The sequence below is a fragment of the Klebsiella sp. K5-204 genome, from assembly GCF_030128585.1.
In the GTDB taxonomy this organism is placed as follows: domain Bacteria; phylum Pseudomonadota; class Gammaproteobacteria; order Enterobacterales; family Enterobacteriaceae; genus Klebsiella; species Klebsiella quasipneumoniae.
Window position 1 is genome coordinate 235,972 of record NZ_JAKUZS010000002.1, and the last position, 12,551, is coordinate 248,522.

Genomic DNA, 12,551 nt, shown 5'->3' on the forward strand with positions numbered 1-12,551 from the left:
TCGTCCGGGTTATTTATCAACCTTGGCGATCAGATCCATCATTTTCAGTTTCGGGTCGGTGGACACTTTACGTGCCTCCAGCTCGATACCGCGTGCGTTCAGCTTGTTAAACGCCTCAATATCTTTGGCATCGACCGAAATCGCGTTGTTAACCTGGGTTTTGCCCTGGCGGAACGCCATACCGCCGATGTTGACGCTGGTGATTTTCACGCCGCCCTCGACGACGCGCTCAACGTCGGTCGGGTTAGTAAACAGCAGCATCACGCGCTGTCCGGCGTACATCGGGTTGTTGTAGACGCGGATCATTTTGGCGACGTCCACCACGTGGGCGGTGACGCCCGGCGGCGCAACCTGGGTCAACAGGGTTTTGCGCACGGTATCCGCGGCGACTTCGTCGCTGACGACGATGATGCGGGTGACGTTGGTCTCTTTGGTCCAGCGGGTGGCGACCTGACCATGGATCAGGCGGTCGTCGATACGCGCAAGGCCAATGACCATGTAGTCATTCGGGCCCATCGGTTTGGCCGGGGCGGCGGCTTTTGGCGCCGCGGCAGGAGCGGGCGCAGGGGCCGCTTTTTCCACCGGTTTGGCCTTCAGCGCTTTCACGCCTTCGCTGCCGGTCTCTACCGCTAAGGCGACCAGCTCATCAAAGGAAGGATCGTCATCGCGGGCCATGAAGGTTTCCACCAGCATCGGGATGTTGACGCCGGCGATGACTTCGTAATGCTCTTTATCGACGACAATGCGGCTCGCAGCGTTGAACGGGCTGCCTCCCCATGTATCGACGAGAAACAGCACGCCTTTACTGGTATCCAGTTTTGCCAACTGGGCATTGTATTTCTCGATCAGCGTTTCGGCGTTTTCACCCGGAACGAAATCGATCCAGCCAACGTTTTCCTGCTCGCCCAACAGCATCTCTGCTGTTTTCAGCAGCTGTTCTGCAGCCCAACCATGTGTGCCTATTACAATAGCAATCGTCACTTGCTACCTCCTTTATTATCGTGAATGCATCATCTGCTTTGATACATCCTGAATCACTCTTGAGGACAAAATCGATTCAGTTAGGGTGTAAGATAGAAAATAGTTACTACCGCGAATTATTTTAGACAGTGAAAAAATAATTAATGTGATGAAGATCCGTTAATCAGGCATCGCCTGGTAATAATTTTGCAGCGCAAAAAATAGCCTTAGTTATTGCAAATTCAGGTAAATCTTTTCCAATTTCGATCTATATTTTGCTATGTTTAACTTCCGTTTAATTACTCAGGAGTATAGGGCATAGCCCGCAGTATGGACCGTCATCGACGTCTTTTCACTTTCTGGCACCTGGTTGCCACCTCCACGCATCACGCTTATCTCTCAGCATCTATTGTCGCGTCCGTGCATGACATGGCGATGACTGACGTTGCCGCTAACCGGAGTCGCACATGGAATTGTTAATGGATCCCTCAATCTGGGCCGGCCTGTTGACGCTTATCGTTCTGGAAATTGTGCTCGGTATCGATAACCTGGTGTTTATTGCCATCCTGGCGGACAAGCTGCCGCCGAAGCAGCGTGATAAAGCGCGACTGATCGGCCTGTCGCTGGCGCTGGTGATGCGCCTGGGGCTGTTGTCGGTGATCTCCTGGATGGTGACGCTGACTAAACCGCTGATTACTATCGCCGATTTCTCCTTTTCCGGGCGTGACCTCATCATGCTGCTCGGCGGGATCTTCTTGCTGTTCAAGGCGACAACCGAGCTGCATGAACGGCTGGAAAACCGCCAGCATGACGCCGGTCACGGGAAAGGCTATGCCAGTTTCTGGGTGGTGGTACTGCAGATCGTGGTGCTGGATGCTGTCTTCTCTCTGGATGCGGTGATCACCGCGGTCGGGATGGTGAACCATCTGCCGGTGATGATGGCGGCGGTCGTGATCGCGATGATTATGATGCTGCTGGCGTCGAAGCCGTTGACGCGCTTTGTCAACCAGCACCCGACGGTGGTGGTGCTCTGTCTGAGCTTCCTGTTGATGATCGGCCTGAGCCTGGTGGCGGAAGGGTTTGGCTTCCATATTCCGAAAGGGTACCTGTACGCGGCGATCGGTTTCTCGATCATCATTGAGTTCTTTAACCAGGTGGCGCGCCGCAACTTTGTTCGTCACCAGTCGACGCTGCCGCTGCGCGCCCGTACCGCGGATGCGATCCTGCGCCTGATGGGCGGCCGTAAACAGGCCTCCGTCAACCATGACGCCGACAGCCCGGCGTCGGTGCCGGTACCGGAGGGCGCCTTTGCGGAAGAAGAGCGCTACATGATTAACGGCGTGCTGACGCTGGCTCAGCGCTCTCTGCGCAGCATCATGACTCCGCGCGGGGAAATCAGCTGGGTGGACGCTGAGCAGAGTGAAGATGAAATTCGCCGTCAGCTGCTTTCGTCGCCGCACAGCCTGTTCCCGGTCTGCCGCGGAGAACTGGACGAAATCATTGGCATCGTGCGGGCGAAAGAGATGCTGGTGGCCCTGGAGTCGGGCGAAAACGTCGCGGCGCTGGCCTCCGCCTCTCCGGCGATTGTAGTGCCTGAAACGCTGGACCCGATCAATCTGCTCGGCGTCCTGCGTCGCGCGCGCGGCAGTTTCGTCATCGTGACCAATGAATTTGGCGTGGTGCAGGGGCTGGTGACGCCGCTGGACGTCCTGGAAGCGATCGCCGGTGAATTCCCGGACGCCGATGAGACGCCGGAGATCGTTATCGATGGCGACGGCTGGCTTATTAAGGGGTCGACCGACCTGCATGCGCTGCAGCAGGCGCTGGGGCTGGATCCGCTGAACAATGACGATGAGGATATTGCCACCGTTGCCGGTCTGGTGATCTCCGCCAATGGCCATATCCCGCGCATTGGCGACGTGGTGTCGCTGCCGCCGCTGCATTTCACCGTGGTGGAAGCGAATGACTACCGGGTCGATCTGGTACGCGCGGTGGTCACCCGTCCGCCGAGCGACGAAGAAGAATAATCGTCCTGCGCGCCGGTCCCCGTGGGGGCCGGCGAGTTATTCTGTTGCCTCTTGACTGGCCAGCCACGCCGGGAACGCCTCCACCGGCATCGGCCGCGCATAATAAAACCCCTGCAGCACATCGACGCCGTGGTTTCTGAGGTAGCTTTCCTGCTCCAGCGTCTCCACCCCTTCGGCAACGGTAATAATATTCAGCCGGTTGGCGAGGGAGATAATGATATCGGTCACCGTGGCATTGACGCTGTCTATCCCCACCGAGCTGGTAAACGAGCGGTCAATCTTCAGCACGTCCGGGCGCAGTTTTTCCAGCCATGAGAGCGAACTGTTGCCGGTGCCAAAGTCATCGATCGCCAGCTGTACGCCTTTCAGGTGCAGATCTTCGGCCATATGCTGGTCGCCATCCTGCAGGACATCGCGTTCGGTCAGCTCGACCACCAGCTGTTGTACCGGGTTCATGCTGAACCAGTAATTATGCAGGTCATGCAGCAGTAAGCCGTTGGCGAAGTGGCGGGCAGCGACGTTAATGGCGATATGAAATTGGCGGTCGCTGGGAAAAGCATCCAGACGGCGGGCGGTTTCGGCAATGACGTAGCGGGTGAGGGGGATGATCAGATTGTCCCCTTCGGCGATGGGAATAAACACCTCCGGCGAAATCGCTCCGCGGCGAGGGTTGTTCCAGCGCAGCAGGATCTCCACCCCGCAGCAGCGGCCGCTGCGCGCATCCTGCAGCGGCTGGCACCAGAGGGCAAACTCCCGGGCGGAAATACCGAGGCTTATCTCCCGCGAGAAGCTCATTCTTCCGGCGGTGGCCAGCCAGGCGATGCCGGTCATTAGCAGGCTGAAGATCAGCGCCAGCGGCAGCTCGCCGGGCAGTTCTTCGAGGGCGATTGTCGAGGCGCCAGGGCCGTTGATGTTGATGGTAAACGGAAACTCGCTAGAGCGTTGGCGATAAATCACCGTTCCCTGCGGGGTATGCGTTTTATCGAGAAGCCCATCGCGGCTGCTAAAATAACGATCGCCAACCTGCAGGCTGACGTCGCTTATCAGGGATGATTTTTCGTTGAGAATTAAGGTCCCCAGCAGCTCGATATTGACAATCAACATCACGCCGTCCTGGCCGCTTTCCGGGGTGGGGTACCACTGGATCAATACCGGCGTCCCTTTAAGCAGCGATTTTTCGGTTGAAAAGAGTAATAAAGGATGGGGGGCTGGCAGCGAGGGCTGCAGCTGGTGTAAATCCGCCTGCCGTTGCCCGAAAATACTCGAACAGTAAACGATACCGTCCGTCACGAGGACGACGGAACGAACGGTCTGCAACGAGGCTGCCATTTTGCGCAGGGTCAGATGGATATCCGGGCAGCGTTTGCCCACCAGAGGAAGCAGGGTGGTGCGCTCCGCGCTCAGCGGGCGCAGGATATTATTTAGCGCCGCCACCCGCTGGCTGGCGGCCGTGCGAATATAGTCTTCATTTTCGCTACGCTGCGAAATAAATCGGATGGCTAAGGTGGCGCCCAGGGTCACCAGGGCGACCAGCAGGCAGACTATAATGCGTTTGCGGCGATAGGCCGTAATGACTTTTTGTGCAGTCTGCATGTGCGACACCCTGTCGACAGGACGAGTGGTTAAGCGTGGCTTATTTAATAGAGCAATTGTAGTGGCAGAATATCGCCAGGTATAGAAAAAAGAAAATGCGCCACGGAGGGCGCATCAGGAAGGCAGGGGCTTTTAGTTACCCTCGCTCCGCGCCTGCGCCCCGGGAGGCGGCAGGCGAAAGCCAACATGTTAGTCACACTGAACTTTAATCGCCAGGCCGCCTCGCGAGGTTTCGCGGTACTTGGCGTTCATGTCTTTGCCGGTTTCGTACATGGTCTCGATCACTTTATCGAGCGAGACGCGCGGTTCGCTGGTGCGGCGCATCGCCATCCGCGCGGCGTTGATCGCTTTCACGGAGGCGATGGCGTTACGTTCTATGCACGGCACCTGTACCTGGCCGGCGACCGGGTCGCAGGTCAGGCCGAGGTTGTGTTCCATGCCGATCTCCGCCGCCACGCAGACCTGCTCCGGGCTGGCGCCGAGCAGTTCAGCCAGACCCGCCGCCGCCATCGAGCAGGCGACGCCCACTTCGCCCTGACAGCCGACTTCGGCGCCGGAAATGGAGGCATTCATCTTGTACAGCGCGCCGATCGCACCGCAGGCCATAAAGTAGCGGATATAGATCTCCGGGCTGACGGATTCGATAAAGTGATCGTAATAGGCGAGTACCGCCGGAACGATGCCGCAGGCGCCGTTGGTCGGCGCGGTCACCACGCGACCGCCGGCGGCGTTCTCTTCATTGACCGCCAGCGCGAACATGTTGACCCAGTCAACGACGTTCATCGGATCGCTGGAGAGCTTATCGCTGGCCACCAGCAGACGACGCAGCGCCGAGGCGCGACGCGGCACGCGCAGCGGGCCAGGCAGCACGCCTTCGGTGTTCATGCCGCGGTCGATACAGGCGCGCATGGTCTGCCAGACATTAGCGAAATAGTCCTCGATCTCTTTTTTGCTGTGCAGCGCCAGCTCGTTCTGCATTACCATCCCGGAGAGCGACAGGCCGGTCTCTTTGCAGTAGGCCAGCATTTCCTGCGCCGATTTAAACGGGTAGGGCACCTGTAGTTCGTTGGCGTTTTCTTTGCCGAAGTGCTCTTCGTCGACGATAAAGCCGCCGCCAATCGAGTAATAGGTCTTGCAGTAGATCTCTTTCTCGCCGGCCCAGGCATGAATGGTCATGCCGTTTTCGTGCAGCGGCAGATTGTCGCTGCGAAAACGCATGCCGTCATCCACCGGGAAGTCGACTTCGTGCTGACCGTTGGCCAGCAGCAGACGGCCGCGTGTCTCGACGTCACGGATAAATGCCGGTATCGCGTCTATATCGACCGTATCGGGCTGATTGCCCGCCAGTCCCATGATAATGGCGATGTCCGTATGGTGGCCTTTGCCGGTTAATGACAGCGAACCGTAGACGTCAACCGCCACGCGGGTCACTGCATTAAGCAATCCTTTTTCGACCAGGTCATCGACGAACTGTTTACCGGCCTTCATCGGGCCAACAGTGTGGGAAGATGAGGGACCAATCCCCACCTTGAACATGTCGAATAGACTAATCACGATAATACTCCTGACAGGGTTACCGCGGGTGCGGTAACGATGTAATAACTGCGCATAGTGTAAGAGGGAAGCGCCCTGTCAGTTCAACTATTCACATGAATTAAACTAATGGATAACCGCGATTTTACTAATAGTGAGAGCGCCCTCTCATAATCAGTATAGCTAAGGGCGCGCGCCTATCTGCAGCGCCAGCTCGCGAATGATCCCGGCGGTCATCCCCCAGACAAAATAATGCTGGTACCAGGAGAGCCAGACGCGGTGGTCGTTGCCCCGGCGGTGGATATGGAGCGGATGATAGCGCCCGAGGCGCAGGGCCTCGGCGAGCGGCATTTCAAATACCGCGGAGACTTCGTCCTGGCTGGCGTGATAGTGCAGATCCGGCGGAATAATACCTACCACCGGCGTCACCTGGAAGCCGGTGACGCTGTCCACCGGCGGCAGAACGCCAATCACCTCAACCGTCTCCGGCGGGATCGCCACCTCTTCCTGGGCTTCGCGCAGAGCGGCGGCGATAAGGGTCGCATCAGTATTATCTACCGCCCCGCCGGGAAAGGCGACCTGGCCGGCGTGCTTGCGCAGCAGCGGCGAGCGCTGGGTCAGCAGCAGGCCAGGCTGCGGCCGGCGCACGATCGGCACCAGTACCGCCGCCTGCCGCTGATTGAGCGCATGGCGCGAAGGCTGAGGGCGCAGCAGCTGGAAGCGGGACAGAAAATCATCCAGATTGAGGGCGTGGTCCGCCATGGTCTAGTTCTCCAGTTGGTGCAGGATACGATTAACTTTATCAAAAGTTTCCTGATATTCCGCATCTTCCTCGCTGTCCGCGACGATACCGCCCCCGGCGGAGCAATACAGTTGCCCCTGCCAGGCCGTCAGGGTGCGAATGGTGATGCTGGTATCCATATTGCCGCAATAGCTCAGATAGCCGACGCTCCCGCACCAGGCGTTACGTCGCTGGGGTTCCAGTTCATCAATAATCTCCATCGCCCGTACCTTCGGCGCGCCGGTGATCGACCCTCCGGGGAAGGCGGCGCGCAGCAGATCGCTGGCATGAAGCGTCGCCGGCAGGCGGGCGGTGATGGTGCTGACCAGATGATGGACCGCCGGGAACGGCTCCACCACGAACAGCTCGGGGACCCGCACGCTGCCCGGGACGGCGACGCGGCCGATGTCGTTGCGCATCAGGTCGACAATCATTAAATTCTCAGCGCGGTCTTTCGGCGAGTTCGCCAGCTTTTCCGCCTGCTGCGCATCCGCCAGCGGTGAATCGAGCCGCGGCAGGGTGCCCTTAATCGGGCGCGTCTGGATCTCACCCTGGAGGAGCTGAATAAATCGCTCCGGCGACAGGCTTAAAATCGCCCCTTCCGCAAGGCGGATGAAGGCGCTAAAGGGGGCGCGGTTGGCGGCGTTCAGCTGGCGGAAGGCCTGCCATTCATCCCCGACGTAGCGGGCCTGAAAACGCTGGGCGAGGTTGACCTGATAGCAGTCACCGCTGCGCAGATAGGCCTGCACCTGACGAAATTTCTCGCCATACTTCTGGCGGTTCATATTTGACTGCCAGGCCGAGGTCAGGGCGAAGGTTTCACCCGGCGCCGGCGTTTGCGCCTCCAGCCACTGCAGACGCTGCTGCGGGTCGTCATAGCTGAGCAGCGAAACCTGCTGGCGCTGATGGTCGACGATCAGCGCCCAGTCATAAATCCCCACCGCCATATCCGGCAGCGCGATATCGGCCTGCGCGGCAGCGGGAAGTCGCTCAAAACGGCGGCCCAGATCGTAACCGAAAAGCCCCAGCGCGCCGCCAAGAAACGGCAGATCCTCATGGGGCTGCGGCGTGAACGGCTGACGATCCAGCTGCTGCTGAAGCAGTTGCAGCGGATCGTCAGCCGAGACACAAACGGTCTCGCCGTCATCGATCCAGGTCTGTTCACCGCGCGTCAGCAACGTGGCGCGCGGGGCCGCCACCAGGATATCAAAACGGTTATGCGGATGGTCGGCAAAGCCGGAATGCAGCAGCATCGCCCAGGGCGTGGCGCTTAACGGCGTAAAATAGTATTCGGCGGCATCCGGGCGCCAGGGCAGGGTAATAATTGCGGGGAACAACATCTTTCTCGATCCTGAACGTTACCGTCCCTCTGGCGTAGGCGGGGACGGCGTGAAATAATTACGCCCCACAATGTAGCAGGAGTACAAGATGTTTGCAGGTTTACCTTCGCTGAGCCACGAGCAACAGCAAAAAGCGGTCGAACGTATCCAGGAACTGATGGCCCAGGGGATGAGCAGCGGCCAGGCGATTGCCCTGGTGGCGGAAGAGCTACGCGCGACGCATACCGGCGAACGGATCGTCGCGCGCTTTGAAGATGAAGACGAAGACGAAGACGAGTAATTACACCGCGGCGATGATTTTGATCTCAACTTTATATTGCGGGTTCATCAGCGTCGCTTCCACCGTGCAGCGCACCGGGGCGTGACCGGCTACCACCCAGGCGTCCCAGGCTTTATTCATCGCCGCAAAGTCGCTTTTGTCGGCAAGGAAAATAGTGGCGTCAAGAATACGCGACTTGTCGCTGCCCTGTTTTTCCAGCACCGCGTCAATCTGCGCCAGGGTGTTGGCGGTCTGCTCGAAGGCATCGGCATCAAGATTCGCCGGTACGCCGGTGTAGTAAAGGGTCTGATTGTGGATCACTACATCTGACCAGCGGGCTTCGGCATCAATACGCGTAATTGTCATTTCTCATTCCTCTTTGAGCATTCCATTCGGCAGCGGCAAGACTGCCATAATGTTCCGCTCGCGTCACTACCCGGACTGGCGAAACGCCGTCCTCCCTGACATAATCACTGTCCAAATAACCAGGGGGCAATGTGATCGACGATTTTGCAGCAGACGGCCAGCTAGCCAAAGCCATACCGGGATTTAAACCGCGCGAGCCGCAGCGCCAGATGGCGGTGGCGGTCAGCGAAGCGATTGAGGCCTCCCGGCCGCTGGTGGTGGAAGCGGGGACCGGAACCGGTAAAACCTACGCTTACCTGGCGCCGGCGCTGCGGGCGAAAAAAAAGGTGATTATCTCCACCGGGTCGAAAGCGCTGCAGGATCAGCTCTACAGCCGCGATCTGCCCACCGTCGCCAAAGCGCTCAAATTCACCGGCAAACTGGCGCTGCTAAAAGGTCGCTCCAACTACCTGTGCCTCGAACGCCTGGAACAGCAGGCGCTGGCGGGCGGCGATCTGCCGGTGCAAACCCTCAGCGACGTGATCCTCCTGCGCTCCTGGTCGAACCAAACCCAGGATGGCGATATCAGCACCTGCGCCAGCGTGGCGGAAGATTCCCAGGCCTGGCCGCTGGTCACCAGCACCAACGATAACTGCCTCGGCAGCGACTGCCCGCTGTATAAAGATTGCTTCGTGGTGAAGGCGCGTAAAAAAGCGATGGATGCCGACGTGGTGGTGGTCAACCATCATCTGTTTCTTGCCGATATGGTGGTCAAAGAGAGCGGCTTCGCCGAACTGATCCCCGAGGCGGAGGTGATGATCTTCGACGAAGCCCATCAGCTGCCGGATATCGCCAGCCAGTACTTTGGCCAGTCGCTCTCCAGCCGCCAGCTGCTGGATCTGGCAAAAGACATCACCATTGCTTACCGCACCGAACTGAAAGACACCCAGCAGCTGCAAAAATGCGCCGACCGCCTGGCGCAAAGCGCCCAGGATTTTCGCCTGCAGCTGGGGGACCCGGGCTACCGCGGCAACCTGCGCGAGCTGCTGGCGGACAGCCACATTCAGCGGGCGCTGCTGCTGCTCGATGATGCTCTTGAACTGTGTTACGACGTCGCCAAACTCTCGCTGGGGCGCTCGGCGCTGCTCGACGCCGCCTTTGAGCGCGCCACGCTTTATCGCGGGCGTCTGAAGCGGCTGAAAGAGATCAATCAGCCGGGCTACAGCTACTGGTATGAGTGCACCTCGCGCCACTTTACCCTTGCGCTGACGCCGTTGACCGTGGCCGAGAAGTTTAAAGAGGTGATGGCGCAGAAGTCGGGAAGCTGGATCTTTACCTCGGCGACGCTGTCGGTAAATGACGATCTACACCACTTCACCGCCCGGCTGGGGATCGACGAGGCGCAGACTCTGCTGCTGCCTAGCCCCTTTGACTATCAGCATCAGGCGCTGCTCTGCGTACCGCGTAATCTACCGCTGCCGAACCAGCCCGGCGCGGCGCGTCATCTGGCGGCCATGCTTAAACCGCTGATCGAGGCTAACGACGGTCGCTGCTTTATGCTGTGTACTTCGCACGCCATGATGCGCGATCTGGCGGAGCAGTTCCGCGCCACCATGACCCTGCCGGTGCTGCTGCAGGGAGAGACCAGTAAAGGCCAGCTGCTGCAGCAGTTCGTCAGCGCCGGAAACGCCCTGCTGGTGGCCACCAGCAGCTTCTGGGAAGGGGTCGATGTGCGCGGAGACGCGCTGTCGCTGGTGATCATCGATAAGCTGCCGTTTACCTCGCCGGACGACCCGCTGCTGAAAGCGCGGATGGAAGATTGCCGGCTACGCGGCGGCGATCCGTTCGATGAAGTGCAGCTCCCGGACGCGGTGATCACCCTCAAGCAGGGGGTGGGCCGGCTGATCCGCGATATCGACGACCGTGGGGTGCTGGTTATCTGTGACAATCGGCTGGTGATGCGCCCTTACGGCGCGGTGTTCCTGGCCAGCCTGCCGCCCGCGCCGCGGACCCGCGATATCCGCCGGGCGGTGCGCTTCCTCGCCGTGCCGCCGGCAAGGTAATCCGCCCTAAAATGTGTTAAGCTGCGCGCCATTTTGTTAATTAGCGGTTCCCACTAGACTTCGGGCGGTGTGGCGACGGATTGACCGTCTGCCGGTAAACAGGCTGCCTGAAGGCCTGAACTATGTAACGAGAGCGTGACCACCCATGCGAATTTTGGCTATCGATACCGCCACAGAGGCCTGCTCCGCGGCGCTGTGGAATGATGGCACCCTTAGTGCTCATTTCGAAATTTGTCCCCGCGAACACACCCAACGTATCCTGCCGCTGGTGCAGGAGGTTCTCACCGAGAGCGGCACCACCCTGACCGAGCTGGACGCGCTGGCCTTTGGCCGCGGCCCGGGCAGCTTTACCGGCGTGCGTATCGGCATCGGTATCGCCCAGGGGCTGGCGCTCGGCGCGGAGCTGCCGATGATCGGCGTTTCCACGCTGGCCACCATGGCGCAAGGCGCCTGGCGCAAAACCGGCGCCACCCGCGTGCTGGCGGCGATTGACGCCAGGATGGGTGAAGTCTACTGGGCTGAGTACCTGCGCGACGAGCAGGGCGTCTGGCACGGCGAAGAGACGGAAGCGGTGCTCAAACCGGACGCGGTGGCCGAACGGCTGGCGCAGCTTTCCGGCGAATGGGCCACCGTCGGCACCGGCTGGCAGGCGTGGCCGGATCTGGCGAAAGAGAGCGGACTGACCTTAAGCAGCGGCGAAATTGAACTGCCGGCGGCAGAGGATATGCTGCCGTTAGCCTGTTATCTGCTGGCGGCAGGGAAAACCGTGGCCGTGGAGAAAGCGGAGCCGGTTTATTTGCGTAACGAGGTGGCGTGGAAGAAACTTCCGGGCCGCGAGTGAATCTCAGTAACAAGAAGACTGAGAAAAGGAGTCGCATCATGGCGGGTCAAAAACAGGGCGTTCGCTGGCTGCTGGCCGCGGCGGTTGCCGTTGCGCTGAGCGGCTGCGTATCGGTGCCGGATGCCATCAAAGGCACCAGCCCCACGCCGCAGCAGGATTTGGTGCGGGTGATGAACGCCCCGCAGCTGTACGTTGGTCAGGAAGCGCGCTTTGGCGGCAAGGTGGTCAACGTGCAGAACCAGCAGGGTAAAACCCGCTTAGAAATCGCTACCGTGCCGCTGGACAGCGGTGCGCGACCGGAACTGGGCGAACCCTCGCGCGGGCGAATCTTTGCCGATGTTAACGGCTTCCTCGATCCGGTGGATTTCCGGGGTCAACTGGTGACCGTGGTCGGGCCGATTGCCGGGGTGGTCGACGGCAAAGTGGGTAGCACGCCCTACAAATTTATGCTGATGAACGCCACCGGCTACAAACGCTGGAACGTGGTGCAGCAGGTGGTGATGCCCCCGCAGCCCATCGACCCGTGGATGCTGGGTCCCCGCCCCTGGGGGTACGGCTATGGCGGATGGGGATGGTACAACCCCGGCCCTGCTGAGGTAAGAAACGTTGTAACTGAATGATTTTGTTGTTTTTGTTAGTTCAAAGAAACAGCGGCCAGTCCGCTGTTTCTTTGTTTTCAGTCGAATAAGAAAAAAAATAGTGACGCGCTTCGCAACCTGCTCATTGCCTAATTAATAAACTGGTACGCTGAGTTAATATAATGTTAACAAAATGTATTTCCCAGGGGCTGTGATGACGACGAATAACTA

Annotated in this window: 11 protein-coding genes; 5 read left to right on the forward strand and 6 right to left on the reverse strand. The window is 59.3% G+C overall.

The window, feature by feature from the left end:
• Positions 1-9: 9 nt before the first annotated feature.
• Positions 10-981: a PTS mannose transporter subunit IIAB gene (gene manX, locus MKR05_RS06630; protein ID WP_004203357.1), complete on the reverse strand. Its 972-nt coding sequence runs from the start codon at positions 979-981 to the stop codon at positions 10-12.
• Positions 982-1,427: 446 nt separating this feature from the next.
• Here manX and yoaE point away from each other — a divergent pair, with 446 nt between their 5' ends.
• A complete protein-coding gene (gene yoaE, locus MKR05_RS06635; RefSeq protein WP_101861954.1) occupies positions 1,428-2,987 on the forward strand; it encodes a CNNM family cation transport protein YoaE in 1,560 nt (519 codons plus the stop codon).
• Positions 2,988-3,023: 36 nt separating this feature from the next.
• Here yoaE and MKR05_RS06640 read toward each other — a convergent pair whose 3' ends face one another.
• The 4 genes from MKR05_RS06640 to pabB form a co-directional block, all read right to left on the reverse strand.
• Complete coding sequence (locus MKR05_RS06640; protein ID WP_064157410.1) at positions 3,024-4,580, reverse strand: EAL domain-containing protein; 1,557 nt, start codon at positions 4,578-4,580, stop codon at positions 3,024-3,026.
• A 189-nt stretch (positions 4,581-4,769) separates the two neighbouring features.
• Positions 4,770-6,134 carry an L-serine ammonia-lyase gene (gene sdaA / locus MKR05_RS06645; RefSeq protein ID WP_048336005.1) on the reverse strand — a complete coding sequence of 455 codons (1,365 nt, stop codon included), beginning with the start codon at positions 6,132-6,134 and terminating at the stop codon, positions 4,770-4,772.
• Positions 6,135-6,296: 162 nt separating this feature from the next.
• A complete protein-coding gene (locus MKR05_RS06650; RefSeq protein WP_284118164.1) occupies positions 6,297-6,875 on the reverse strand; it encodes a CoA pyrophosphatase in 579 nt (192 codons plus the stop codon).
• 3 nt (positions 6,876-6,878) lie between these two features.
• Positions 6,879-8,234 (reverse strand): aminodeoxychorismate synthase component 1, encoded by a 1,356-nt coding sequence (pabB, locus tag MKR05_RS06655; protein WP_284118163.1) that lies wholly within the window; start codon positions 8,232-8,234, stop codon positions 6,879-6,881.
• Between the two features lie 88 nt (positions 8,235-8,322).
• Between pabB and MKR05_RS06660 the strand changes: the two genes are divergently transcribed.
• Positions 8,323-8,514: a YoaH family protein gene (locus tag MKR05_RS06660; protein ID WP_049004516.1), complete on the forward strand. Its 192-nt coding sequence runs from the start codon at positions 8,323-8,325 to the stop codon at positions 8,512-8,514.
• On the opposite strand, the gene MKR05_RS06665 is transcribed toward MKR05_RS06660, so the two are convergent.
• Positions 8,515-8,859 (reverse strand): RidA family protein, encoded by a 345-nt coding sequence (locus MKR05_RS06665; RefSeq protein ID WP_002910910.1) that lies wholly within the window; start codon positions 8,857-8,859, stop codon positions 8,515-8,517.
• A 131-nt stretch (positions 8,860-8,990) separates the two neighbouring features.
• On the opposite strand from MKR05_RS06665, the gene MKR05_RS06670 reads away from it, so the two are divergent.
• The 3 genes from MKR05_RS06670 (at position 8,991) to MKR05_RS06680 (ending at position 12,362) form a co-directional block, all read left to right on the forward strand.
• On the forward strand, positions 8,991-10,901 hold the full coding sequence (locus tag MKR05_RS06670) for an ATP-dependent DNA helicase (protein ID WP_004175456.1): 1,911 nt from the start codon (positions 8,991-8,993) through the stop codon (positions 10,899-10,901).
• A 145-nt stretch (positions 10,902-11,046) separates the two neighbouring features.
• Positions 11,047-11,742 (forward strand): tRNA (adenosine(37)-N6)-threonylcarbamoyltransferase complex dimerization subunit type 1 TsaB, encoded by a 696-nt coding sequence (gene tsaB, locus MKR05_RS06675; RefSeq protein WP_102004417.1) that lies wholly within the window; start codon positions 11,047-11,049, stop codon positions 11,740-11,742.
• A 38-nt stretch (positions 11,743-11,780) separates the two neighbouring features.
• Positions 11,781-12,362: a Slp family lipoprotein gene (locus MKR05_RS06680; protein WP_032453356.1), complete on the forward strand. Its 582-nt coding sequence runs from the start codon at positions 11,781-11,783 to the stop codon at positions 12,360-12,362.
• Positions 12,363-12,551 lie beyond the last annotated feature (189 nt).

What these genes read in the sequence shown, in the direction of transcription:
- MKR05_RS06660 (WP_049004516.1), top strand. Translation starts at nt 8,323, where the DNA reads ATGTTTGCAGGTTTACCTTCGCTGAGCCACGAGCAACAGCAAAAAGCG.
- MKR05_RS06650 (WP_284118164.1), bottom strand. Translation starts at nt 6,875, where the DNA reads ATGGCGGACCACGCCCTCAATCTGGATGATTTTCTGTCCCGCTTCCAG.
- MKR05_RS06680 (WP_032453356.1), top strand. Translation starts at nt 11,781, where the DNA reads ATGGCGGGTCAAAAACAGGGCGTTCGCTGGCTGCTGGCCGCGGCGGTT.
- yoaE (WP_101861954.1), top strand. Translation starts at nt 1,428, where the DNA reads ATGGAATTGTTAATGGATCCCTCAATCTGGGCCGGCCTGTTGACGCTT.
- MKR05_RS06665 (WP_002910910.1), bottom strand. Translation starts at nt 8,859, where the DNA reads ATGACAATTACGCGTATTGATGCCGAAGCCCGCTGGTCAGATGTAGTG.
- pabB (WP_284118163.1), bottom strand. Translation starts at nt 8,234, where the DNA reads ATGTTGTTCCCCGCAATTATTACCCTGCCCTGGCGCCCGGATGCCGCC.
- MKR05_RS06640 (WP_064157410.1), bottom strand. Translation starts at nt 4,580, where the DNA reads ATGCAGACTGCACAAAAAGTCATTACGGCCTATCGCCGCAAACGCATT.
- tsaB (WP_102004417.1), top strand. Translation starts at nt 11,047, where the DNA reads ATGCGAATTTTGGCTATCGATACCGCCACAGAGGCCTGCTCCGCGGCG.